22 protein-coding genes and 6 pseudogenes are annotated in these 23,285 nt (G+C 39.5%); 3 read left to right on the top strand and 25 right to left on the bottom strand.

Going from position 1 to position 23,285, the window contains the following annotated elements; all coding sequences use genetic code 11:
* Positions 1 to 18: 18 nt before the first annotated feature.
* The 11 genes and pseudogenes from SPPN_RS14395 to SPPN_RS02920 all read right to left on the bottom strand — a co-directional run.
* Positions 19 to 209 (bottom strand): annotated as a pseudogene (locus tag SPPN_RS14395) (class I tRNA ligase family protein); the annotation flags it as partial.
* On the bottom strand, positions 202 to 1,434 hold the full coding sequence (locus SPPN_RS02960) for a hypothetical protein (protein WP_033606863.1): 1,233 nt from the start codon (positions 1,432 to 1,434) through the stop codon (positions 202 to 204). The gene SPPN_RS02960 and the pseudogene SPPN_RS14395, both read right to left, overlap by 8 nt.
* Before the next feature lie 5 nt (positions 1,435 to 1,439).
* Positions 1,440 to 1,595 carry a hypothetical protein gene (locus SPPN_RS13375; RefSeq protein ID WP_004237269.1) on the bottom strand — a complete coding sequence of 52 codons (156 nt, stop codon included), beginning with the start codon at positions 1,593 to 1,595 and terminating at the stop codon, positions 1,440 to 1,442.
* A gap of 30 nt (positions 1,596 to 1,625) precedes the next feature.
* Entirely contained in the window at positions 1,626 to 1,823 is a 198-nt protein-coding gene (locus SPPN_RS02955; protein WP_007284866.1) for a hypothetical protein, read from the bottom strand.
* A gap of 296 nt (positions 1,824 to 2,119) precedes the next feature.
* Positions 2,120 to 2,698, bottom strand: coding sequence for an AAA family ATPase (locus tag SPPN_RS02950; protein ID WP_000550041.1), 579 nt, complete (start codon positions 2,696 to 2,698; stop codon positions 2,120 to 2,122).
* The gene (locus SPPN_RS02945) at positions 2,698 to 3,258 is read right to left on the bottom strand and encodes a GNAT family N-acetyltransferase (protein WP_000085194.1); all 561 of its coding nucleotides are present in this window, start codon (positions 3,256 to 3,258) and stop codon (positions 2,698 to 2,700) included. Before SPPN_RS02945 ends, SPPN_RS02950 begins: the two co-directional genes overlap by 1 nt.
* Positions 3,245 to 3,822, bottom strand: a pseudogene (locus tag SPPN_RS02940) (flavin reductase family protein). Before SPPN_RS02940 ends, SPPN_RS02945 begins: the two are co-directional and overlap by 14 nt.
* Positions 3,823 to 4,104: 282 nt before the next feature.
* On the bottom strand, positions 4,105 to 4,500 hold the full coding sequence (locus SPPN_RS02935) for a helix-hairpin-helix domain-containing protein (RefSeq protein WP_000038630.1): 396 nt from the start codon (positions 4,498 to 4,500) through the stop codon (positions 4,105 to 4,107).
* A 95-nt stretch (positions 4,501 to 4,595) separates the two neighbouring features.
* Entirely contained in the window at positions 4,596 to 4,850 is a 255-nt protein-coding gene (locus tag SPPN_RS02930; protein WP_000119707.1) for a DUF1912 family protein, read from the bottom strand.
* A 10-nt stretch (positions 4,851 to 4,860) separates the two neighbouring features.
* On the bottom strand, positions 4,861 to 6,195 hold the full coding sequence (locus tag SPPN_RS02925; RefSeq protein ID WP_000752907.1) for a DUF438 domain-containing protein: 1,335 nt from the start codon (positions 6,193 to 6,195) through the stop codon (positions 4,861 to 4,863).
* A complete protein-coding gene (locus SPPN_RS02920; RefSeq protein ID WP_000368739.1) occupies positions 6,195 to 6,428 on the bottom strand; it encodes a DUF1858 domain-containing protein in 234 nt (77 codons plus the stop codon). Before SPPN_RS02920 ends, SPPN_RS02925 begins: the two co-directional genes overlap by 1 nt.
* Positions 6,429 to 6,458: 30 nt before the next feature.
* Here SPPN_RS02920 and SPPN_RS13120 point away from each other — a divergent pair, with 30 nt between their 5' ends.
* Positions 6,459 to 6,581 (top strand): hypothetical protein, encoded by a 123-nt coding sequence (locus SPPN_RS13120; RefSeq protein WP_007285182.1) that lies wholly within the window; start codon positions 6,459 to 6,461, stop codon positions 6,579 to 6,581.
* A gap of 66 nt (positions 6,582 to 6,647) precedes the next feature.
* Here the strand turns inward: SPPN_RS13120 and SPPN_RS02915 are convergent.
* From SPPN_RS02915 to SPPN_RS13765, 3 genes and pseudogenes are all read right to left on the bottom strand, one after another.
* Positions 6,648 to 7,478 (bottom strand): annotated as a pseudogene (locus SPPN_RS02915) (restriction endonuclease subunit S); the annotation flags it as partial.
* Between the two features lie 92 nt (positions 7,479 to 7,570).
* Positions 7,571 to 7,708 (bottom strand): hypothetical protein, encoded by a 138-nt coding sequence (locus SPPN_RS13370; protein ID WP_001067594.1) that lies wholly within the window; start codon positions 7,706 to 7,708, stop codon positions 7,571 to 7,573.
* A 143-nt stretch (positions 7,709 to 7,851) separates the two neighbouring features.
* Positions 7,852 to 8,001, bottom strand: a complete 150-nt coding sequence (locus SPPN_RS13765; RefSeq protein WP_000410533.1) for a hypothetical protein — start codon at positions 7,999 to 8,001, stop codon at positions 7,852 to 7,854.
* Here SPPN_RS13765 and SPPN_RS11795 point away from each other — a divergent pair.
* Positions 7,966 to 8,085, top strand: coding sequence for a hypothetical protein (locus tag SPPN_RS11795; protein WP_001808898.1), 120 nt, complete (start codon positions 7,966 to 7,968; stop codon positions 8,083 to 8,085). The two genes, SPPN_RS13765 and SPPN_RS11795, sit on opposite strands and share 36 nt — an antisense overlap.
* Before the next feature lie 95 nt (positions 8,086 to 8,180).
* On the opposite strand, the gene glnA is transcribed toward SPPN_RS11795, so the two are convergent.
* The 5 genes from glnA to SPPN_RS02880 all read right to left on the bottom strand — a co-directional run bounded on the left by glnA (position 8,181) and on the right by SPPN_RS02880 (position 17,299).
* Complete coding sequence (glnA, locus tag SPPN_RS02905) at positions 8,181 to 9,527, bottom strand: type I glutamate--ammonia ligase (RefSeq protein ID WP_001122892.1); 1,347 nt, start codon at positions 9,525 to 9,527, stop codon at positions 8,181 to 8,183.
* A 36-nt stretch (positions 9,528 to 9,563) separates the two neighbouring features.
* Positions 9,564 to 9,920 carry a transcriptional repressor GlnR gene (glnR, locus tag SPPN_RS02900; RefSeq protein ID WP_000659547.1) on the bottom strand — a complete coding sequence of 119 codons (357 nt, stop codon included), beginning with the start codon at positions 9,918 to 9,920 and terminating at the stop codon, positions 9,564 to 9,566.
* 76 nt (positions 9,921 to 9,996) lie between these two features.
* Positions 9,997 to 10,524, bottom strand: coding sequence for an FUSC family protein (locus tag SPPN_RS02895; RefSeq protein WP_000119913.1), 528 nt, complete (start codon positions 10,522 to 10,524; stop codon positions 9,997 to 9,999).
* A gap of 473 nt (positions 10,525 to 10,997) precedes the next feature.
* Positions 10,998 to 12,194 (bottom strand): phosphoglycerate kinase, encoded by a 1,197-nt coding sequence (locus SPPN_RS02885; RefSeq protein WP_001096743.1) that lies wholly within the window; start codon positions 12,192 to 12,194, stop codon positions 10,998 to 11,000.
* 89 nt (positions 12,195 to 12,283) lie between these two features.
* The gene (locus tag SPPN_RS02880) at positions 12,284 to 17,299 is read right to left on the bottom strand and encodes an endo-beta-N-acetylglucosaminidase (RefSeq protein WP_080564652.1); all 5,016 of its coding nucleotides are present in this window, start codon (positions 17,297 to 17,299) and stop codon (positions 12,284 to 12,286) included.
* 303 nt (positions 17,300 to 17,602) lie between these two features.
* Here SPPN_RS02880 and SPPN_RS02875 point away from each other — a divergent pair, with 303 nt between their 5' ends.
* On the top strand, positions 17,603 to 19,234 hold the full coding sequence (locus SPPN_RS02875; protein ID WP_000026627.1) for a Na/Pi cotransporter family protein: 1,632 nt from the start codon (positions 17,603 to 17,605) through the stop codon (positions 19,232 to 19,234).
* A gap of 558 nt (positions 19,235 to 19,792) precedes the next feature.
* On the opposite strand, the gene SPPN_RS02870 is transcribed toward SPPN_RS02875, so the two are convergent.
* From SPPN_RS02870 to SPPN_RS12685, 6 genes and pseudogenes are all read right to left on the bottom strand, one after another.
* Complete coding sequence (locus SPPN_RS02870; protein ID WP_000105243.1) at positions 19,793 to 21,400, bottom strand: CTP synthase; 1,608 nt, start codon at positions 21,398 to 21,400, stop codon at positions 19,793 to 19,795.
* 128 nt (positions 21,401 to 21,528) lie between these two features.
* Positions 21,529 to 21,654 (bottom strand): hypothetical protein, encoded by a 126-nt coding sequence (locus SPPN_RS14160; protein WP_050315417.1) that lies wholly within the window; start codon positions 21,652 to 21,654, stop codon positions 21,529 to 21,531.
* A 135-nt stretch (positions 21,655 to 21,789) separates the two neighbouring features.
* On the bottom strand, positions 21,790 to 22,374 hold the full coding sequence (gene rpoE, locus SPPN_RS02865; protein WP_000418403.1) for a DNA-directed RNA polymerase subunit delta: 585 nt from the start codon (positions 22,372 to 22,374) through the stop codon (positions 21,790 to 21,792).
* A gap of 127 nt (positions 22,375 to 22,501) precedes the next feature.
* Positions 22,502 to 22,951: pseudogene (locus SPPN_RS02860) on the bottom strand (GNAT family N-acetyltransferase).
* A 4-nt stretch (positions 22,952 to 22,955) separates the two neighbouring features.
* Positions 22,956 to 23,078 (bottom strand): annotated as a pseudogene (locus SPPN_RS11780) (chromosome partitioning protein ParB); the annotation flags it as partial.
* Between the two features lie 9 nt (positions 23,079 to 23,087).
* Positions 23,088 to 23,192, bottom strand: a pseudogene (locus SPPN_RS12685) (IS5/IS1182 family transposase); the annotation flags it as partial.
* Positions 23,193 to 23,285 lie beyond the last annotated feature (93 nt).

Raw genomic sequence — 23,285 nt, 5'->3', positions numbered from 1 at the left:
TCTTTGTGATTCGTTTACTTTGAAAGTTATCCCCCAAGCGTGACTAAGGTAGAGTTTTTTCCAGTTACATTTGGTGGTGGGAATCACGATTGAATAAGGCTTAGCCTTTTGATCTCCTGCCGGCTTGAAAACATCCGTATCAAGGCATTTTTGTAACGACCAGCCTAAACATAGGATGGAGTGTATTTAGGTGAAAGTTGATTAGACATTATTTTTTCTCCTTTTATGAATATTTCTTTTATATCTACGATTTATTAATACACTGTGCATGTTGTCACGATACACGTAATATCCATTATGGGTGTTTAAATAGAAATACTGTAATAACCAAATTATAGCCTTCCCAATAACTAATGATAATATGAAACAAACGAAAATAATTATAGTTGAGGCAAATAATTCAGACATCCAATCAGCTGCGGGAGTTATAAATTCGACCAATTTCATCTTAATCTTTAAACCCCAAATAATTTCGGTTAACTTTGGAATAATACTCAACATTAATAGAGTAAGAAAACTATATAGTTGAGTTCGATAGAGGTGTCTATCCATTTTCTCAGTTCTTATTGGTTTTTTCTTATATTTTTTTGTATCAAATTGAGAATTTATTTCTCCAATTAGACTAGGAATTAATATTGGCAAAAACCAGGTTAAAGCATTTATTAATTCATTTTCAACTTGATTAAATATTGCTAACAACAATATACAGATTGTTCCAGTTAGCCATGATGCTATTACTTCTTTGGTATCTTTTGCACCATGTCTAATTAGATTATGAATTCTCCACCAGAATATTAAATAAAGCGCAATAAATGAATTAAATATAAAAATGTCAGTTATTAAATCGGAATGAAAATCAATAGCTTTAGAAATAAAGTAATAAATATAGATATAATACCATAAAAACGAAATAATAAGCATCGTGGCATATACATTCCACAGTGTCTTTCCCTTTACGATATCTATTTTATTAACTTTTTGAAATATCTTGATTGATCCTACAGTTTTTATAACAGATAATACAAATGGTAATATTAAAAGTATTACAATGATAATCCAGTTATTTATGTGATTTTTACTTATGCCATAATTAATAAAAAAATATTGAGATAAGTTGATTAAAGTTGATTCAACTAGATTTAGGTTATAAAGAATGTAAGTCAAGATTCCGCAAAATATTCCATCCCATGCGTTCATAAAAGCTAAAGATTTAGTACTTTTAGTAAGAAAAACTCTAAACTTATTAAATCGATTTTTATAGTTAAACACATATATTAGTATCAAGGCAAATTGTAAAATTATAACTAATTTAAAATCGGTAAGACAGAATACAATTAGAGATATTATTGGAAAATACGTTAGCGCATACATAAGTATTTTCCAAGTTTGAGCAAAAAGATTCTTCAATCTATTGTCAGTATTAAAATAATACATTAATTTCAATCTTTGCCTCCTAAATCTAATCTAAAGGTTGGTAAATCAAAATCTTCAACCTCTGATAAGAATGGGTGAAAATCAGCAGCAAAATAATCTGGATTGATCTTTAAAACTTGTTTTAACAGTTCATTTCGCTTCTGTGTATTTGGAGTATGCATAGCTTCTCTAAATAAAGCATGATCCTGATTCTAATCAAAAATCCTATTTTTCAGTTGGTAATTGATTAGCTGAACATCTGGATACTCTCCATGTTCATCAGCATATTGCATCACTGTTGTATGTAGTTCATCGAAATTTTGAATGGTCCGACGTTCTACAAAAGTTGGTTTTTTAGCCAGTAGTTCTGTCCAGACAACCTCTTCTTCAGAAACGACTTTGATATCCAACTTTTGCTGGCGGTTTAATTCTTTTTTCTATTTTTCTTTTTAGCCATCTATTTTCTCCTCTAACTCATTCTTCAATAAATCAAACTCTACCTCTGCTGTATTGGATATTCTTACGACCTCGGATACAGGCTTAAATGGGAAATCCCAGTTTCTTTGTGATTCGTTTACTTTGAAGGGTGTACTCCAAGCGCGATTAAGGTAGAGTTTTCCAGTTACATTTGGTGGTAGGAATCACGAACGAAAAAGATTGAGACTTTTGAACTTCTTGAGTCTTGAGAACGTCTTCATGAAGTTGTTTAGATATGTGTGTGTCCTTTCTCTATTGTATTCATTTTATTTTGAATTTGCTTAGCAGCTTCTTCTGCAGACAAATTCGTATTATTTATTTTAAGGTAGTGGTGCAACTCATTTAGTTGATGTTGGGAATTTAATTGAAGTGTTTCAGTAGTCTCCAAAATTTCTCTTTCAGATACCTCAATATGTCGTTTTAAGGGTTTGTGCTTTAATCGATTCTCCGTTCGATTTCGACGTAAACGCTCTTCAAGACTTGTTTCCAACTCAACAAACAGAATCTCTTGATGAAAGTTATCCAATAAATCCTGAATTTGCTTTAAATACATCAGCTGGTACTGATTTGAAAAATCAATTACGTCAGTTAAAATTACTGATCGCTGATTTCTTGCACTTGCTCCAAGGAAAGAAAAGGTAATTCCACGAACAAATTCCCACATTTCCTCTGTAAAGTCCTGATAGATTTCTAGTGCAAAATCGATGGCTTGATGGTTATAAAAGAGGGTAGCATCTGTCAGTCGAGATAACTCTTGACCAATCGTCATTTTCCCAGAAACCGGAGCCCCAATGATGAAAAGATGCATCAAATCACCTCCCACTCACTCTTCAGCAAACCATATATCAGACTGTCACAGCGGTTTCCTTGAACATCCTTTCTGTCCCTGATGCGAGCTTCGAGGGTAAAGCCAAGCTTTTCCGCGACTCGTTTACTTTGAAGGTTATATCCAAAGCAAGTTAGTTCAATCTTGTGAAGACCCAAATCTTTAAAGGCTAAGTCAATCAAGGCAAGCGCTGCTTCTGGCACATAACCTCGCCCCCAATAGTCTGGGTGTAAGGTATAGCCGATTTCCAGCACATCATCTTCATGGCGATGGTTGAAATCGACAGAGCCAACGATCTTATCCGTTCCTTTGACGACAATCCCGTAGCCTGCTGGGAGATTTTCCTTTTGATTACGCTCCGGAAGAATGTGCTCCAGATAATAAATCTCATCTTCCAAGGTCTTGACGGGTAGAAAGCCAGCTGGATAGGCAACCTCTGGCAAACTAGCGTAGGTATGGATATCCTCAGCATCTGCCACTGTACGAACTCGTAGGACGAGTCGTTCGGTTTCTAATCGTTCTGGTAATTCAGCTCTTGACATCCTTCATCCTCGCTTTCTTAATGAAGCTCCCCATAGGGTCTACTCGGTCATCTAAATAGCGATAAACGCGCTGGTGGCCATCCCCATAAAGTAAGTAGGTGCAAAACGGTCATTTCTAAAATGTCCCTTTTCATCCAAAAGTTCTGGGTCAACAAATCGCTCAACAATCTTAGCGAAAATATGACAAATTCCCTCTTCCTCATCAATCCTATCTACCTGACATTCTAACACGACTGGACAAACCTCTAAAATCGGTGCCTGAGTCCGTTCAGAAATCTCGTAGTCTAGCCCCAGGTGTTTCAATTTCTCTCGATGACTGATAAAACCAGCCTGCTCCATCTCGAGCATGAGATTTTCATCAGGGATATTCACGGTGAACTGTTGATAATACTTAATCTGCTCAGTCGCATTTTCTTCAGCACCAACACCAATGACTAGCCAATCTCCCAAGCTATAAGAGGAGCTACAGGTCGTAATATTGTGTCCAAAATTCTGATCCTGATACCCCAAAATGAAGATAGGAAAACCATAATAGAGTTTACTTGTTTTAAAAGATTGCTTCATAACAAGCTCCTTTGACTAAGACGCAAAAGAAAATCCCTGCCATCTACATGACAGGGACGAATGTGTTTATCCGCGGTACCACCCAATTTCGGGCCAAGCCCGCATCTTTAGTCTTTAAAATAAAAAGACAGAAATATTTCATTTTTTCAGTCATTAGCAACCAGTTTTGACACATTTGTGGACTTCTCAGCGCCGCCACTTTCTGTAAAATGTAGGATTCAAAACACCTCTAATGGCTCTATTGTAGCAAGTTTTTCTCGGAAATGCAAGACTCAAGAAAAATTACTTGAACTTGATGCCATTTTCTTTCAATTTCTTGATGGTAGCTGGGCCGATTCCTTTCAAGGCAAGGAGTTCTTTTTCAGTCCAGTTTTTGAAATCTGAAGCAGACTTGATTCCTTCATCATAGAAAGTCTTGGCACGATCAAGGGGAAGTCCACCCAAGTTTGCTGCAAAATCTTCTACAGAATTAACTACTTTTTGAGCTTGCTCTTTGGTAGCTTCTACTGCTTGTTCAACTTTTTTAGAAACAGCCTTACCAGCTGCGCTTGCTGACTGTTCTGCACGCTTCACGACTTTTTTTGTCTCATCTACAACTTTAGTCACAGTACTTGAAAAGGCACCTGCACGACGGAGACTATTTCGTAATTGTTTTTTACGATTGAGTTTCTTTGACATGATAAAATCCTTTCAATAAAAAATCCCTGCTCTGACAAGGATTTAATATAAATATTCTATCAAGATTTTAGTGAAAAATCAAGAACCTATCTCGTTTAATAATTTCGCTCACCAAACAAGCCTTCTGGCAAATCATGGAATCCCTTTCCTGCTTTGAAATTTTCAAACTTACCAAGCAAGAACTGATAAGCATCCAAACGACTTTCGTAGCGAATCATGGCATCTTTGGCACGTTCGTCTTGGTCTTCTTCGTAGACCTTTTGACTTTCCTTATGCGCCATGTCGTTGATCATGATTTGGGTATTGACCCAAGCTTCAAATTCCTTCATAAATTCTTGTTCGTAACTCATTTTTTCCTCCTTATTCTAATCCACGGAAATAGTCCGTGTCAATCTCACGGTAGGGCTGGATATCCTGAACGTATTCCAACACACCTTGGAATTCTCCGTTTTCATCGTGCACTGCAGCGTAGGTGATGTGGACAAACTTACCTCGCGACTCAGACTTAATCCACATTTCATACTTGTCCTTGGTTCCCTCACGAAGCCCCTTCATGATGGTTTTGACCTTGTCCAAGTACTTAGGTGGATGACAGAGTTCGACATTGCGCCCAACTTGGGACGGTGTTCGTTTGAAAATCATCTCATCAGCTGGCGTATTGTCATTGTAATACTGGAAAATATCGTCTTTATTGACAAAGGTAATTTCCATGGGGAGGTGATTGAGGATGAGATTAGCCTGCTCGACTGAAAGATAGCCATTACCAAAAGACTGCTGACTATGGCGGTCCAGCACTGCTTCCTTTTCCTTAGGGGTAAAGGTAATGGTAAACTGTCCTTCTGGCGTATCAATAACCTGCTGAACTTGACCCTCTGCCGTATCTAGCTGTACAGGCTCCTCTTCACTCTTTTCCTCAACAAAACTCTGGCGTTCTGGCACCCATTTCTCAGACGGACGGATAATAGCATAGCCATAGGCATCGCTCTCCTCCGCAATCTGAAGCCAGTCATCCTGAGTAAAGGACTCAAGGAGAATCATGAGAAGGATAGATTCTTCCTTGAAAATCATACTTTCAAACTCTGTCGCAAAAGCTTCAAAAGCTTCTTTTACGCTGCTAATTGACACTTCTGGTAGTGACTTGGCTGTCGCTAAAGCTGTTTGAAAGAGTTCCCTGATCTGATCATCCACTCCCCACATAACTTTTGGAGGTGAATCGTGTCCATAGCGCTCCATGATGGGGAAGAAGAGCTCTTCCTTACGTTGGTAATGGATGTCAAATTGCCCCAAAAGACCCATCTGACGCACCAAGCCCTTGCGCATCTCCGCCAGCATTTCTTCATCTTCCATAGACTCATAGGTATCCAACAATCTCCGAATACGAATCAAGGCCGCACGGAGGGCTAGATTTTCTTCTTTGAAAATCCGAACTGGGTGACCTGGGTGCTCGGTATCTGCAACTTCGACATCCTTAACAGCATTTTTAAAAAGATTGGCATGAACATCACAGAGTTCCATGACATCTTCAAAGGTGACACCTGAGTCTGAGTTCATCAGCTCGTGCTCCATAAGGGAAATCTCGATGGCTGAAACACCTGTAAAGGTCGCATCAAAGCGCTCCTGAACCGACTCAGGAGAGGAGCCATTATGCAATTCTAACAAAATATCCCGCAGGACATGAATTCGTTCATCTGCCATTAGTCTAACCCAATCACTTCGTAACCGTTTGCTTCCAGCGTGCGGACAATCTTGTCCATAGGAGTTCCTTCAAGCTTAGAACCTTGTTTGAGCGATACTTTACGACCAACTGTGTTGCGCATTAAGGGATTGGCAAGGGGTTTAAAACCCAACTCCACTAGAATTTCCAAGACTTCTGGATGCTTGTCCACCACTTCTGCAACGGGAATTGACACATCGATGATATTGTCCATGACGACCTCCTTTGTATGTTCTAATACTCAATGAAAATCAAAGAGCAAACTAGGAAGCTAGCCGCAGGTTGCTCAAAACAGTGTTTTGAGGTTGTGGATAGAACTGACGAAGTCAGATCAAAATACTGTTTTGAGGTTGCAGATGGACGCTGACCTGGTTTGAAGAGATTTTCGAAGAGTATAAAATGATTTTACTGCTTATATAGTCATTTAGTTTTAAAAAAGTTTATCATCTCCTTGGGAAACAATAGAAATGTCCAAATCTTTCTTTTTAATCTTGCCTTCTTCAAAGAGTTTTTGTTTTTCTGCTCGTATTTTTTCAAGTAAAACTTCGACTGATTCATCATTTGGGTCTTGTTCAACTAATTTTCCTTGCATAGCATATTGAAGAATAGATTTTTTTAGTTTATCTGGAAATTCTTTATCTAGCTGTTCTAGTCTATTATAACTTTCAGCATATTCATCTACTTTTTCTAAAGCTGATTCGATTGCTTCTATTATGCGTTGTTGTTCAGCTAGCGGAGGGAGAGGGATTAAATATTCTTTTATAGTCTTCGTTAATAATTCTTTTTGTTTTGTACTACCCGACGCTTTTTCTTCAATAACTGACTGAACAATAGGAGAGGAAAGAAAATTATAGATGAAATGGCAATTAATAAACCCCGATAAGACTCTTATAACTGTAACATGGCTATCTGCAACAGCCCAGCCATAAGGATTTTTATTTTCATGGTAAATAGCTAATCGTCCTAACGTACCTAGGCCTGTTGAATTCCACATTAAATCACCATCTCTTAGTAATCTTTCTTTCTGGTAACTATGAACTGTTTCGGGATCAATAAATCTTGCCAAGTCAATAGAAAAGCCAGACCATTGATTACATTTCTGAGCAATCACAGGGTATATAGGAATATTTGAATATTTTGGAGACTTTCCTCTTTGAATGTAGGAGGTTATATCGTTTAATCTCACCCACTCCCAAGTATCAGGAATATCATAAGGAACATCAATTTCTTGAGTGCTTCCATCAGCAAACTTCCCATAATGTTTCTTATGTGCTTCAAGTATATAAAAAGGCGTAAAAATACGCCTATAGATAATGGGGTTGAAATAGGTTTATTGTTGATGAGATTGTAGATAATTCAATTTTTTACTTCCAATCGAATACTTAAAACCTCCACCTTTTCTGCCTGTAATTGTTCATCATAAAATTCAATATCTTCAGGATTTTCCCCTTGGCAACCTCGGTAGAAATATTCTTCCGCTCGATCAGGATTCAAAAATCGACAAGCACAAACAAAACAGTCTCCATCATCATTTATTGAGATAATATAGTAGATTGAAATAAGATGTAAACAAATCGATTAGGAAAGTTAAATTAGTTTCTAGAAATTTTTAGCAGATGTAGTGTACTATTCTAGTCTCAATTTACTATGGCTTCAAATATATCTTTCGAAAAAATATTTACAGATGTGTAATTTTGAAGCTTGCAAAAGTTAGTAAACTTGTAGATTTCGATTTGAAGTAACTTGTTTTCTTGCCCGATATTGTTTTTGAAATTGAATTTTTCCATAGTGACTCCTTAATTTTCTTCTACACGTCTGATGATAAATCTAATTCGCAAAAGAGTCAAGAGGATTTTTCGAAAAATAAATAGCGACCGAAATCGCTATTTTAAGGGTTATAGGTATTTGATGGCTTAGACTGCTGTGTGACTGTTTGCCCACAGGCAATCTTTCTTCTATATTAGTATTAGTAAAGGTCTAAATAATTATCAATTTCCCATTGTGAAACGAAGGTTGCATAACTTGCCCATTCGATTCGTTTGGCTTCAAGGAAGCTAGTGTAGATGTGATCTCCGAGAGCAGCTTTAACCACTTCATCTTCTGTCAAAGCTTTCAAAGCGTTGTGAAGAGTTGATGGAAGGTCTGTAATACCAGCTTCCTTGCGCTCTTCTGCTGTCATGATGTAGATATTTTCTTCGATAGGAGCTGGTGCTTCGATTTTATTTTCAATACCATGCAAACCAACCTCCAAAAGAACAGCCATAGCGATGTAAGGGTTCGCCATTGGATCCACTGAACGCAACTCAAGACGAGTTCCCATACCACGTGAAGCAGGCACGCGCACAAGTGGCGAACGGTTACGACCAGCCCAAGCAATGTAAACAGGCGCTTCATAACCTGGAACCAAACGTTTGTATGAGTTAACTGTTGGGTTCATGATGGCAGTATAGTTGTAGGCATGCTTAATCAAACCGCCAAGGAAATGGTAGGCCGTTTCTGACAACTGCATTCCTTTTGGATCATTTGGATCAAAGAAGGCATTGTTTCCTTCTGCATCAAACAAGGACATATTACAGTGCATACCTGATCCAGCAATACCAAATTTTGGCTTCGCCATAAAGGTTGCGTAAAGGCCATGTTTGCGAGCAATGGTTTTAACAACAAGTTTAAAGATTTGAATCTTATCACAAGCACGGAGGACTTCATCGTACTTAAAGTCAATCTCATGCTGTCCAACCGCGACCTCGTGGTGACTGGCTTCTACTTCAAATCCCATTTGGGTCAAGACATTCACAATCTCACGACGTGTGTTGTCCGCAAGGTCAGTAGGCGCCAAATCAAAGTAGCCACCCTTGTCATTCACTTCAAGTGTTGGGTCCCCATTTTCATCGAGTTTAAATAGGAAAAATTCTGGCTCTGGTCCAAGGTTGAAGGATTTAAATCCAACTTCTTCCATGTGACGAAGAGCACGTTTCAAATTGCCACGAGGGTCCCCCGCAAATGGTTCACCTTCTGTTGTATAGACATCACAGATCAAACCTGCAACACTTCCATTTTCATCTCCCCAAGGGAAGACTGTCCATGTATCCAAGTCAGGGTACAAGTACATATCTGACTCATTGATACGTACAAAACCTTCAATAGAAGATCCATCAAACATAGCCTTGTTTGACAAGACTTTATCTAACTGTTCATCTGTAGCAGGAATTTCGACGTTTTTCATGGTTCCCAAAATATCTGAGAACATGAGACGGATAAAGGTAACATTTTTTTCCTTGACTTCACGACGAATATCTGCAGCTGTGATTGGCATGAGTTTTCTCCTTAATGTATGACTACTTGCGGTTGCTTAACCGCGACCAAAAGGTGATTGCACCGAAGCAAAGCGACCCTGTTGGAGGAGTTCATTGTGAAGTGCACGGCGCACCTCAGTCTGACTCACCGCTTTCTTGGATTTCGCTTCACGTTCAGCATATTTTTTCTTAATGGCAGCGATATTATAACCTTCAGAGATATAATCTTTGATTTCAAGCAGACGATCCATGTCATTCAAGGAATACATGCGACGGTTCCCTTCGTTTCGATCAGGTTTGATCAACTCTTGATCTTCATAATAACGAATCTGACGCGCCGATAGATCGGTCAACTTCATAACACTGCCGATAGGAAAAACAGCCATATTTCGGCGAAATTCTTTTTCCTTCATTTACAATTTCCTTCTTTCTGTCTATTATAGTCTAAAAAAAGACAAACGTCAATTGATAATGTCATAAAATATAACATTATTTTTCTTTTTTCTCTAAAAAGAGTCGAATACGATCAATATCGTAATTTACGAGAATTGCGACAAAAACTCCCATGAAAGTTTCTGATACACGCGCAAATACGTACAAAATTGTTTCGCCGCTCGGAATCGATAGGGTAATGATTAACATAGCCGCTACACCACCAATCACCCCTGCTTTGTTATTCATGGCTACATTTGTCATAATGGTTAACATGGTGCAAATTGGAACAACTACCAAGGTCACCCAAAAGGCTTCGTGGAAAAAGGTATTTAATAAGAAGAAGACAAAGGCATAGAGGCCTCCGATACTATTCCCTAGAATACGCGAAGTCCCAAAATGAACACTCTTATCAAAACTCTCCCTCAGGCTAAAAACAGCTGTCAAAGCACCGATTTGAAGACCTTTCCAACCAAAAAAGCCAAAAATCAAGAGAACTAGAAAAACAGCAATTCCTGTTTTAAAGGTTCGCATACCAAGTTTGAACTGGGATTTATCGAATTTATATTTTTTAAAATAACTCATAATCTCAACTTTCTATTTCCATTTTATCATAAATCGGTGATTTTTATGAGTAATAGTTGCGAGGAAGCTCTTTTATTTTAAGCAAAAGAAAAGAGGAACTTTCATCTCTCTCTTCTTTGATTTGTTTATAAAATCTTATTTTTCTGTCAAGGCTACAAGTCCTGGAAGAACTTTATACTCAATGAAAATCAAAGAGCAAACTAGGAAACTAGCAGCAGGTTGCTCAAAGCACTGCTTTGAGGTTGTAGATAGAACTGACGAAGTCAGTAACATATATACGGCAAGGCGACGTTGACGTGGTTTGAAGAGATTTTCGAAGAGTATTACCTTCAAGAAGCTCCATTGATGCCCCACCACCGCGTCACAAATACCTACACTAACACAAAAAGGTGACATAGCCACCTTTTTGTTAACGTTTCAGTTTTCTTCCTTTTCTACAAAATCAGGATTTTGTAGAGACTAACGGGCTGAAATTATTTTTCTGTAAGTGCAGCCAAACCTGGCAATACTTTACCTTCAAGAAGTTCCATTGATGCTCCACCACCAGTAGAGATCCATGAGAACTTGTCTGCACGTCCAAGGTTGATCGCTGCGGCAGCTGAGTCACCACCACCGATGATTGATTTAACACCTGGTTGTTTCACGATAGCGTCCATCACACCGATTGTACCAGCTTGGAAGTCTGGGTTTTCAAATACACCCATAGGTCCGTTCCATACAACTGTTTTGGCACCAGTCAGAGCTTCGTCAAATTTAGCGATAGATTTTGGACCGATGTCAAGACCAAGGAAGCCTTCAGAAACCGCTTCACCTTCAGTGTCACGCACTTCAGTGTAACCAGCAAATGCGTTTGCTTCTTTTGAGTCAACTGGCAAGATCAATTTACCGTTTGCTTTTTCAAGAAGAGCTTTCGCAACATCCAATTTGTCTTCTTCTACAAGTGAGTTCCCGATTTCGATACCTTGTGCTTTATAGAATGTATAAGTCATACCACCACCGATAAGGACTTTATCAGCTTTTTCAAGCAAGTTTTCGATAACACCAATCTTGTCTGAAACTTTTGAACCACCAAGGATTGCTACGAATGGACGTTCTGGAGTTTCAACTGCTTCTTGGATGTAGGCAATTTCGTTTTCAAGAAGGAATCCAGCAACTGCTTTTTCAACGTTTGCTGAGATACCAACGTTAGATGCGTGTGCACGGTGAGCTGTACCGAATGCATCGTTTACGAAGATACCATCTCCAAGTGATGCCCAGTATTTACCAAGTTCAGGATCGTTTTTAGATTCTTTCTTGCCGTCAACATCTTCGTAACGAGTGTTTTCAACCAAGAGAACTTGTCCATCTTCAAGAGCGTTGATTGCCGCTTCCAATTCCGCACCACGAGTGACACCTGGGAAAACAACATCTTGACCAAGTTTTGCTGCCAAGTCAGCTGCTACAGGAGCAAGTGATTTACCAGCTTTATCAGCTTCTTCTTTCACACGTCCAAGGTGAGAGAAAAGAATTGCACGTCCACCTTGTTCGATGATGTACTTAATAGTTGGAAGAGCTGCTGTGATACGGTTGTCGTTAGTGATTACGCCATCTTTCAATGGTACGTTGAAGTCAACACGAACGAGGACTTTTTTACCTTTCAAGTCAACGTCTTTAACAGTAAGTTTTGCCATGTTACAAAAACCCCTTTAATTATTTTATTCGAAACTATTATATCACACTTTGGAAATATAAGGAAAGATTTCACAAGATTTTTCGATATTTAATCTTCATCTTCTTTTTTCTGTTTCAATGTCAAGGCTAAACTAGCAAAGCCAAGGCTGGCCAATCCTGCTATTAAGACTTCATTTGTAGCAACTGTCCCTGTATTTGGCAATTGTTTGCTTGCTTCTTCTGATTTAACTGCTGTATTTTGAGCTGATTTTTCCTGTGTAGCTACTACTGCTGGTTCTATTTTTACTTTTGTTCCAATTTCAACAATTTCTGGAATCGCTTCTTGGATGACTTCTGTTGAACGAAGGCGACGCTGACCGTTCCCATCAACTTCAAAGACATGTCTCAACAGACCATCTCGTCCCTGTATGATGACTCGTTGTTCCCCAACTAGCATATCAGCATTTTCATGCTCTTGACGGTCAAAAGCAACCTTTTCCTCTTGAACTTCCAATTTAGGAGCCTTTTGTTTATCAGAAGGAGGTTGATTAGTAGGTTTTGAAAGGACTGTGTTTTGTTGTTCTGGTTTAGTTGAGATAGTAACAAGGTCATTTGCACCATTAGATTCTACTCGTGGTTTTTCAGCAGATTCATAAACAAAGGCATAATGAGTAAAGTGTGGTGCTGTAAAGATGACATGACTATCCGTTTGTTCAAAAGCCAATTCTACTGCTTCTTTGCCTTCAGGTAAGAAGAAGACTTTCTTCACTTTCTTATCTTTTTCAATTGGAATTTTCACAATAGAAGCGTAAGAGAGATCAACGTCTTGACCTTTTTCATCTAGACCTTCTATTTCAAAGACATGAGCATCTTCTCCAGCAAAGTATTTCTTCTCTTCATCACTTGCTTGAACACGCTCTACTTTCAAGCCCTTGATGACAGTCTTTTCTTTATTTGAGAAGTGTACTTCAACATCTGTTTTACTATCAGAAAAGACTGCTGGTTTGTCTTCTTTCAATAAGGCAACCAGATCTTTCAAACTCTGTTTCGCTGTTGCAAGCTCTTCTGGACTCAAATCTACTTTTTCAACCAAGGCCTTGTTTTTCTCAAGAAGAGGAGCTAGGGCGGAACCTGAAGGATGGTTTGGTTTTGAAGTTAAGAGTTCTTGAGCCTCACCTGTTAAGCGATCGAGTTCTGTCTTTTCTTCCGTAAATTTCTCTTGACCATTCAGAGCTTTATGAGCTTCTGTCAATTTATTAAGTCGGTCATTAACCTGATCTTGGGTGCTAGTTTCATGGTCTTTCAACACTTGTTCAGCCGCTTCAATTGCTTTCAAGAAGGCTTCTTTTACTTCTGGTAAAGCAAAGTTATAGACCACCTTGTTCTTAGCCGCTTCAACTTCTGCTAATTTTTGTTTAAGGTACTCATCGTTCAATGCTGCTTTTGGAGATACCAAAACATCAAAGTTGACTTTATGACCTTGGTAACGAAGAGTCAAGGTTTGACGACCAGTCTTTTGAGCATGGTAACCAGTAATTTCAACTCCCTCATCAGTAAAGGAATGTTCTTCCATGGTGTCATTGCTATAAGCCACTGCAAAGCGTCCTTCAGACAAGTCTAAGCTATCACCAACTAGGTAATCTTTTTTCGGTTCCTGACTCACTTCAATTCCCAAAATAGTTTTCGGACTTGCTTCATCTTGGCTAGTGACAGTCACTGACAACTTCGCATTTACTGGTTGTCCCAAATATTGTAAAGTAAGATTTTGTTCTCCCTTATGATGCGTATCAAAGCCTGATACTGATACACCTGCGTGAGTTAGGCGAATGAGCTCGTCCTCAGCTCCTCCTTCATACTGAACTCGAAGAACACCACCTCTAAGGTCCAAATCCTCCCCTTCGGCGTAGCTTGTTTTCTTAGGTTCTGTTTCTAGGCTGACTGACTTGATTCTTCTGTCATCTTTTGGAACAGAAACTGCTAGGACATTACTAATTTCCTTGCCTGGCAACTGGGTACGATAGTAAAGAAGACCAGATTGATTTGTCAAATCCAATGGTGCACTTGCTAGGTCTCCTCCAACTTCGCTCTTCAAGGTTGCAAGCGGAGTTTGAGAATTTGGATTATCATAAACGGTAATGGTAGCTCCAGCTGGTACATCTGCAAAGCCAACTTGTACCTTGTTATTGCCTAAAGTACGAGCTGCAGTCTTGGCCATCGGAATATTGACACTTTCTGTATCAAGCTTTTCATACATTTTCCAGTTATAGATACGAATAGCCTTCCATGGAGTTCCATTGTCAGAAGTGACAACATTCAAGCGCCAATCTTGAGCTGTGATTGGTTTATCAAGGGTAATATCTGTAACATGGGCTTTATTGCCACGGACTTCCTTAGCCAACTTCCATTGACCATCCGCATCTTTATAATAGAGGTCAAAATCTTTGGTGTTCATCAAACCGTCGTTTACAGATTCTCCACCAGCTCCAGCATGGTCCATCACCCATCTAACAACTGTACGTGGCTGGGTCAAACGAATATCCACACTACCACTTAATTGTCCAGAAGACCACTTGTCTGACAGACTGGTAATGGTACCATTCAACATGCCTTCTATGCCTTCCCCACCTTCTGTTTTAGGGAAGGTACTATCAATAACTGTTGCACCTGGTACGATATTTTCAGCTAATGGTTTTGGTAGGCTGGTATCTTTTACAGTCATGCCCCAATCAAAGGTTGTGGTTGCAGCTTCTGAACGAACTCCATTTTTACCGACTGCTACAACTTTCAGTTCTTGAGTTGTACCTTGAGCACTTGCTGAACGGCTAACTTTTGGTAGATAAATAGTTGTAGAAGATGAGCCAGTTAGTAATTTCCAGCTGTCTCCATCTTTTTCGTAAACTTCATAGAAATCTGCATCCTTGTTGCCTTTAAATTGCACGACTGCTTCTGCTTCTTGGGCATTTTTTAGGACTTGTTTGGCTACAGCTACTGTGGTTGGTGCCTGAGGAGCATCTTGATTATTGCTGATGGTCAATTGCCCCAAGTTAAATTGATAACCTTTTAAGTCTTTATCATTTTCAAAATAGAGTTTAATACCGTAAATTGTTTTACCTGCCAAGGCACTCAAATCAAAATCATCGGTAGTCCAGTTATCTGAAACTGTCAATTCTTTACGGGCAGCTTCATCACCGTAGGTATAATCTTTCTTGGTTGCAAATTCTACATAAACCTTGGTCCCTTTGCCTCCTTTGTGGGCAACATGCAATTTGGTGGTATCTGTCACCTTCAAGCGAGTAGAGTACAAATTCACATCTTGCTTGGTCGCACCTGAAAGATCCCCTGCAAATTTGAGAGAAGTTCCACCATTATAAGCATCTTCAAAATCATAGCTTGCTTTCAACTTATCGCCAGTTGATTTTTGCCACCAGCGCCATGTTGGAAGAACACCTGAAACTGAACGGTAATTCCACTCAGAATCCTTAGAAACCTTACCATCTACGAACCATTTTCTACCATGACCTGTATTAAAAGAAGTAGTAAAAGTATTACCTACTGCTGGCGTACGGTCCGCAACTAGGTTAGCAATCCCATACCAATCTTTATCACCTGGTTTTTGGCCAGTAGGATCACCTTGGTAACCTGTAAAGAAGATATCTTCATTCTTATGATAATCTTCACCAGTTTTTCCTAAACTTGTAATGGTATCTGGGGCGAACAAACCAAGAGAAAGGCGTAATTTCCCATTTTCATCTAAAATGTCATTCCACTTAACCTTGGTCTTGTAGGAACCACCCTGTTGCAATTCCAATCCTGCAAAGACATCGTACTGGCTACGCTCTAGCCATTTGGCCATAGCTACAGAGTAATCATTCTTCTCTTTGGTCCAGTTAAAGTTAGCAAAGAAGTGATCAGCGGGTACCTTGTCCCCCTCTTTTTGCATAAACTGATAGTTGTATTCTCCTAAACCATCTTGGTGGTAACGTCCATAGTTATAAGTCATGGCATCGTACCAAGAATACTTGATTGGATGGTTTACCTTAGCAGCATACTCCTTGGTATAGAGCATAAACTGGCGCATCTTTTCTCCAAGAGGTTCAACCAAATCCCCAGTTGTTTCTTGGTTAATGAAATAGCCATCATAGCCATAATACTTGGCCATATCTACCAATTTACGGGCAATTGGGAAGCTACCATCTGCGTCTTGCTTCAAAGCTTCAGCGAATTTTTCTTGATCAGCAATACTATTAGACCAGTTGAAGAAGAGTGTACCATATACAGGAACCCCGTTACGGTGACCTGCATCAATAACGTCAGGCGTTGGTACGAGACCTTCCCAGAAGACCATTGAATCTAGATATTGCCAATAGTCAAAAGCATAGGCCTTGAACTCTTCTCCACCAACAGAAGCATGGTCTTTTGCTTTAGAATTGGTGTTTGATAGGGCTTGAACTTTTGCTTCCTTGCTAGCTTTTTCATTAACCAAATGACCTGTCCGACGTGAAGCGAGGGCGACAGACCCGCGGTTAATAGCATCATCTTCACGAGCACCTGGTTCCCATTTTAACAATTCTTCCCAAGAATTAAATTTGATTTCCTTTGGTTTTAATGTTTTGTCCGTATTTTTAGGGACATCTGGCTGGACTTCTTTTTCAGTCTTATTAGCTTCTGCTGCTGGCTTAGACTCATCTCCTTGGCTAGTTGCTTCAGGCTTTGCTTCCGTTTCCTTGTCAGACTTTGGTTTTGCTTCTGCAGATGGTGTTTCTGCAGCCACCTCACTTGGTTTTTCCTCTGATTTAGCTACGCTTACTGCCTCTGCAGTTTCAGTAGTTGCAGCTTCATTGCTTGCTGGCGAAGCAGTGTCAGATGCTGTCGCTACTCCTTCTGCCTTTTCTGGCTTATTTTCTCTAGCATGTTCTCCTTCATTCTGCTGATCAACTTCATTGGCCGAATGCTCACTCTCCCCTGAAACAAGCTCTGTATTGACTCCGCTATTTTCAGGAACTGCAGTTTCTTCTGCCAAGGCTGGACCAGCAAATAAAACAGCCCCAATCATCAGCGAGCAGGCTCCTACTGATAACTTACGAATACTGTACCGACAACGTCTTTCAAAAAATGAATTCTTCATTTTCTCCTCCTAAAAGATTGATTTTATTATTTTAAAGAAAGCGCTTAACTTTCTTCGTAAAATTTTTATCCCAATCACAGGGATTAAGATAATTTCTCCCTAATTTTAAAATATTTCTTTTAAATGTCAATATATAAAAGGAAATATCTATATCTAGGTTAGAAATTGGTAAAATTAATATAATTAAGGCCTTTTCTCACGAATTTTCTTTCTAAAATCTTAGCTTAACACTTGTTAGATTTACTTTTATCCTTTAAAATAGAATAGGAGAAATTCCGTTATTATTTTTCGGAGGAAAAAGAAATGTCCATTAATTGGCAGGAAATTTTATTTCACTTTTTAGGTGGTCTGGGACTATTCTTATATAGTATCAAGACCATGGGAGACGGTTTGCAGCAAGCTGCTGGAGATCGCCTTCGTTTTTACATTGACAAGTATACTAGTAATCCTTTCTTTGGAGTTCTGGTTGGTATTGGGATGACTGCTCTAATTCAGTCTAGTTCTGGTGTAACAGTTATCACAGTCGGTCTGGTCAGTGCCGGTCTCCTAACCTTACGTCAGGCTATCGGGATTGTCATGGGGGCTAATATTGGGACAACAGTCACATCCTTTCTTATTGGGTTTAAACTAGGTGACTATGCCCTGCCTATGCTCTTTATCGGTGCTGTCTGCCTCTTCTTTACAAAAAATCGGACAGTCAATAATATCGGACGCATCCTCTTTGGTGTCGGTGGTATCTTTTTTGCCCTCAATCTCATGAGTGGCGCAATGGCTCCACTCAAAGATTTACAGGTCTTTAAAGACTATATGATTGAGCTAAGTAAGAATCCTGTTTTGGGTGTCTTTGTCGGTACCGGCTTGACCTTACTGATTCAAGCTTCCTCGGCTACCATCGGGATTTTACAAAACCTCTACGCCAGCAACCTCATTGACCTGCAAGGAGCTTTGCCAGTTCTATTTGGTGACAATATCGGGACAACCATTACAGCCATCATTGCCTCTTTAGGTGCTAATATTGCAGCTAAACGGGTAGCAGGTGCCCATGTCGCCTTTAACGTGATTGGTACGGTTATCTGTATTGTCTTCCTTGTACCTTTCACTGGCTTGATTCATTGGTTTGAATCTACGCTAAATCTAGCACCGGAAATGACCATCGCCTTTGCTCATGGAACCTTTAATATTACCAATACCATTGTCCAATTTCCATTTATCGGAGCTCTGGCTTACTTTGTAACCAAGATTATTCCTGGAGAGGACGAGATTGTCAAATACGAACCCTTATATCTTGATGAACATTTCATCAAACAAGCCCCATCTATCGCTCTCGGAAATGCTAAGAAAGAGCTCTTGCACTTAGGAAACTACGCTGCTAAAGCCTTTGACCTTTCCTATAAGTATATCATTGACTTGGATGAAAAAGTTGCTGAAAAAGGGCATAAAACCGAAGAAGCCATTAACACCATCGATGAGCAATTAACACGTTATCACATTGCCCTTTCAAGCGAAGCTCTCAGTCAAAAAGAAAGCGAAGTGCTCACCAATATCCTTGATTCCTCCCGTGATTTGGAACGGATTGGAGACCACGCGGAGGCTCTACTCAATCTGACTGACTATCTTCAACGTAAAAATGTTGAATTTTCTGATGCCGCCTTGAAAGAATTAGAGGAAGTTTATCGTCAAACTAGTGACTTTATCAAAGATGCTCTGGATAGTGTGGAAAACAATGATATTGAAAAAGCACGCAGTCTTGTAGAACGTCATGAAGCAATCAATAAGATAGAACGTGTTCTCAGAAAAACCCACATCAAACGCCTCAACAAGGGCGAATGTTCAACACAAGCTGGGGTCAACTTTATAGACATCATCTCACACTACACTCGTGTATCAGACCACGCTATGAACCTTGCTGAAAAGGTTTTTGCAGAACAAATCTAAGAACCAAGAAGCTATCCATCATAATTGGATGGCTTTTTGCTTTTTCCTAAGCAAGACTAGGCTGAATGAAACTGAAAGAGTATTCTGCAGATATATAGTATATTGAAACTAGAATAGTACACCTCTATTTCTAAAACATTGTTAGAAATCGATTTGACTGTCCTGAACGATTTATCCTGTTATTATTTCATTTTATTATAGTGGATTAAATTAAAAAAGTATAGTATATTGAATCTATAACAGTACATCTTGACTGCTAAAATATTTCTATAAATTAATTTGACTTTCCTGATAGAGTTGTTCACATCTTATTTCAATTCACTATACAATCCAGTTCCTAAAACTTTGCTAGAAATTGATTTGGCTTTCCGAATTAATTTGTTCAAATTTTATTTCATTTCAATATACTGAAAAATCCATTCACTAGCACAGGGCAAGAGGGAGTCGCTATTGATTTCAACGGTAGCAGGTACATACAGAGGACTCCTACCTCAGATATACTGCAATATCATCGTATGCAAAAAACCTCTGAGATTTTTCTCAAAGGTTCTGATTTTGCTAATTGCTGTTCTCAACCGCTGCAGTAACAAAGGCAGTGTAGAGTTCTTCTGGTCGGTTTGGACGGCTTGACAGTTCAGGGTGATACTGACAAGCTACAAAGAATTTATTTTCAGGAATTTCCACGATTTCTACCAAACGATTGTCTGGAGAAACTCCTGAAAAGACAAAACCTGCTGCCTCAAACTGCTCACGGAAGGCATTATTAAACTCATAACGGTGACGGTGACGGCGTTGCACCACTTCTTGATTATGATAAGCAGCTGCTGCCTTAGAGCCACGTTTCAACTTAGACGGATAAAGCCCCAAGCGAAGGGTTCCCCCCATATCCTCAACATCAATCTGATCACGCATGATATCAATGATAGGGTATTTTGTTTCTGGTGCAAGCTCTGCAGAATTGGCACCTTCGAGTCCTAAAACGTGACGAGCAAATTCGATACATGTCAACTGCATTCCCAAGCAGACTCCCAACATTGGAACATCATTTTCACGCGCATAGCGGATGGCTTGGATTTTCCCTTCTGTACCACGTTGACCAAAACCACCTGGTACGATGATCCCGTCCGCATCAGACAAGAGTTCTGCTACATTCTCTGCTGTCACATCATTGGCATTGACCCAATTGATTTTAACTTCTACATCATTGACATAGCCAGAGTGTTTCAAGGCTTCGACCACTGAGATATAGGCATCTTGCAACTCCACATACTTACCAACAAGGGAAATCTTAACTTGTTTCTTGAGGTTCATGACCTTGTCCACCATGGCTGACCATTCTGTCATATCCGCTGCTGGTGCGTCTAATTTCAAATGGTCACAGACAATTTGGTCCATACCTTGTGCCTGCAAGTTCAGTGGAATTTGGTAAAGATGTTCGACATCCAACGATTCGATAACGGCTTCTGGTGCCACATCACAGAACTGGGCCAGTTTATTTTTAATTCCTTGACCAGCTGGCTCTTCTGTACGAATCACCAACATATTTGGTTGGATTCCCAATCCACGCAATTCTTTTACAGAGTGCTGAGTTGGTTTGGTCTTCATTTCACCAGCGGCCTTGAGGTAAGGAAGCAAGGTTGTATGGATGTACATAACATTATCCGCACCCACATCCGCCTTCATCTGACGAAGGGCCTCTAGGAATGGCAAGGACTCGATATCTCCAACAGTTCCACCAACCTCTGTGATAATGACATCAGAGTCGGTCGTTAGAGCGGCACGCTTGATTTTTTCTTTTAAAGCATCTGTGATATGAGGAATAACCTGAACAGTTGCCCCAAGGTATTCTCCACGACGTTCCTTACGAAGAACTTCACTGTAAATTTTACCAGTTGTCACGTTGGAATATTTGTTGAGATTGATATCGATGAAACGTTCATAGTGACCCAAGTCCAAATCTGTCTCAGCTCCGTCATCTGTCACAAAAACTTCCCCGTGCTGGTAAGGACTCATAGTTCCTGGATCAATATTGATATAAGGGTCAAATTTTTGAATGGTTACTTTAAGACCACGATTTTTCAAGAGACGGCCCAGACTCGCTGCCACAATCCCTTTCCCAATAGACGATACCACACCACCAGTTACAAAAATATATTTCGTAGACATAGATTCCTCTTTCTAAAGTGCTCAAGGTCTTGCTAACTACGTGGGGACATAGAAAACAAGACCCTACTAATAAGAATAATCTGGGACGACTGCACCAGATTCACAACTAATACTCTTCGAAAATCTCTTCAAACCGCGTCAACGTCGCCTTGCCGTAGATATGTGTTCCTGACTTTGTCAGTCTTATCTACAACCTCAAAACAGTGTTTTGAGCAGCCTACGGCTAGTTTCCTAGTTTGCTCTTTGATTTTCATTGAGTATAAAATACAAGAAGATAACTTCTTGTAAAAACAAAAATAGCTCCCTAAGAACTAGGGAGCTCCGACCTCTAAAAGAGGTGCCCGAACAATATGATACCTAAAAATAGGATAATTGTCAATAGCTAACTTTTATTCCTCGATGATTTCAGCATCATCATCTGAAAACTCGTCGTCTTCGTTGAGATCCACATCTTCTCCCAAGTCATCTGGAGCGATTTCGTTGATTTCTGCATCATAAGCTTCCACTTCATTTTTTTCATCATCTGGATTTTCATCATCGTATGAAAGAGCTGGATCTGCTTCGTATGCATCTTCGTCTTCTGGATCATCTGCATTGTAGTCAATGGCATCTGAATCACCATCCATAAAGGCATTGACACGTTTTTTCTTAGCTTTTGGTGCTACTTCATCGTCGTCATTTTCTTCAAGAGCGATGATTTCTTCGTCGATTTCGTCCACACCATACCATGAACGAAGACCCCATTTGTTGTCCCCAAGTGAGATGAAGCTACCGTCAAAGTTCAACTCTGTGTAGAACAAAGGCAAAGCTTCGCGGATATCGCTGTTTGATGTTCCAAGGTAGTTTTGAATTTCATTTACAAGATCGCTAAAATGCATCTCATGATCGCGACCACGAAGTTCCAAGATAGCACGCGCCACCTCAATCATAGATAGTTCACTTTTTTCTTGCCCAGCAAATACTTCTAATTCCAAAGCGTTTCTCCTCATTTATACTACTATCGCCAGAGCAAACAGACTCTGACCTCATTTTATCATTTACTCTTTATTTTACGATAATTTTGCGGAATAGTCAAAGGTTAAGGGGGAGAAAGTGGCAGGATTAGACTAATTCCAATATAAAACTCCTTCCTTTTTCTGTTGCTCCATTTTCCACAAATCCAAGCGACTTGAAACACCTCCTAGAAGCATGATTGTAGGTGTAGATTTCCTTAACTCTCAATTCTTTCCATCCTTTTACTCAAGCAAATTCAATCAAAGCACTTAGAATCTTTTTTCCAAGTCCTCGATGTTGGTAAGCGGAATTCCCAATCACAATGGGGAGATTATCCTGAGATAGTGTAATATCCCCAATTGGAAACCATTCTCCCTTCTCCTTGACTTCAATCCAAAAAGGCTCACCATGCCGATCCAAATAGAAATACATGGCTTCCAAGGTCGCTTGACTGTAAGGAAGCTTCACCCCATCTACGAGGTAAACCAAGTTCACATCCTGATACCAAGCAAAAGCTTCCTCACAATGATTGACCTTATAATAAGGAACAAGACACAATGCACTACCTTTTCAACAAAAGAGTTGCTGCTTGATTAAAACCATCACACCAGTTATACCATTTTGCTTCATACCCATCTTGAGCTAGGATACGATCTTCTAAATCAAAAACAGAGTAAATAGACTTCCTGCAAAACTAGAATCCTAGTTCATGATTGATAATACCAACAATCAAATTCATTCGTAATCCGAAGCGTTTACGATGATTTCGATAGGTTGTTGAAAATATTTTAAACGTTTTCATAGTGAAATGAAATAAGAACAGGACAAATCAATCAAGACAGTCAAATCGATTTCTAACAATGTTTTAGAAGTAGATATGTACTATTCTAGT

It is taken from the genome of Streptococcus pseudopneumoniae IS7493, assembly GCF_000221985.1.
Taxonomy (GTDB): Bacteria; Bacillota; Bacilli; order Lactobacillales; family Streptococcaceae; genus Streptococcus; species Streptococcus pseudopneumoniae.
Note: the sequence above shows the minus strand (reverse complement) of the source record. Positions and strands in the feature narration are given on the sequence as shown.

Excerpts from the sequence above, each read along its gene's own strand:
- glnR (WP_000659547.1), bottom strand. The coding sequence starts at position 9,920 with ATGAAGGAAAAAGAATTTCGCCGAAATATGGCTGTTTTTCCTATCGGC.
- SPPN_RS02925 (WP_000752907.1), bottom strand. The coding sequence starts at position 6,195 with ATGGCAGATGAACGAATTCATGTCCTGCGGGATATTTTGTTAGAATTG.
- SPPN_RS02885 (WP_001096743.1), bottom strand. The coding sequence starts at position 12,194 with ATGGCAAAACTTACTGTTAAAGACGTTGACTTGAAAGGTAAAAAAGTC.
- SPPN_RS02895 (WP_000119913.1), bottom strand. The coding sequence starts at position 10,524 with ATGAGTTATTTTAAAAAATATAAATTCGATAAATCCCAGTTCAAACTT.
- SPPN_RS02920 (WP_000368739.1), bottom strand. The coding sequence starts at position 6,428 with ATGGACAATATCATCGATGTGTCAATTCCCGTTGCAGAAGTGGTGGAC.
- SPPN_RS02870 (WP_000105243.1), bottom strand. The coding sequence starts at position 21,400 with ATGTCTACGAAATATATTTTTGTAACTGGTGGTGTGGTATCGTCTATT.
- SPPN_RS02875 (WP_000026627.1), top strand. The coding sequence starts at position 17,603 with ATGTCCATTAATTGGCAGGAAATTTTATTTCACTTTTTAGGTGGTCTG.
- SPPN_RS13765 (WP_000410533.1), bottom strand. The coding sequence starts at position 8,001 with ATGGAAAAATTCAATTTCAAAAACAATATCGGGCAAGAAAACAAGTTA.
- SPPN_RS13375 (WP_004237269.1), bottom strand. The coding sequence starts at position 1,595 with ATGCATACTCCAAATACACAGAAGCGAAATGAACTGTTAAAACAAGTT.
- SPPN_RS02880 (WP_080564652.1), bottom strand. The coding sequence starts at position 17,299 with ATGAAGAATTCATTTTTTGAAAGACGTTGTCGGTACAGTATTCGTAAG.
- SPPN_RS02935 (WP_000038630.1), bottom strand. The coding sequence starts at position 4,500 with ATGTCAAAGAAACTCAATCGTAAAAAACAATTACGAAATAGTCTCCGT.
- SPPN_RS02945 (WP_000085194.1), bottom strand. The coding sequence starts at position 3,258 with ATGTCAAGAGCTGAATTACCAGAACGATTAGAAACCGAACGACTCGTC.
- glnA (WP_001122892.1), bottom strand. The coding sequence starts at position 9,527 with ATGCCAATCACAGCTGCAGATATTCGTCGTGAAGTCAAGGAAAAAAAT.
- SPPN_RS02950 (WP_000550041.1), bottom strand. The coding sequence starts at position 2,698 with ATGCATCTTTTCATCATTGGGGCTCCGGTTTCTGGGAAAATGACGATT.
- SPPN_RS02960 (WP_033606863.1), bottom strand. The coding sequence starts at position 1,434 with ATGTATTATTTTAATACTGACAATAGATTGAAGAATCTTTTTGCTCAA.
- SPPN_RS13120 (WP_007285182.1), top strand. The coding sequence starts at position 6,459 with ATGAAAATCAAAGAGCAAACTAGGAAGCTAGCCGCAGGTTGCTCAAAA.
- SPPN_RS14160 (WP_050315417.1), bottom strand. The coding sequence starts at position 21,654 with ATGAAAATCAAAGAGCAAACTAGGAAACTAGCCGTAGGCTGCTCAAAA.
- SPPN_RS02930 (WP_000119707.1), bottom strand. The coding sequence starts at position 4,850 with ATGAGTTACGAACAAGAATTTATGAAGGAATTTGAAGCTTGGGTCAAT.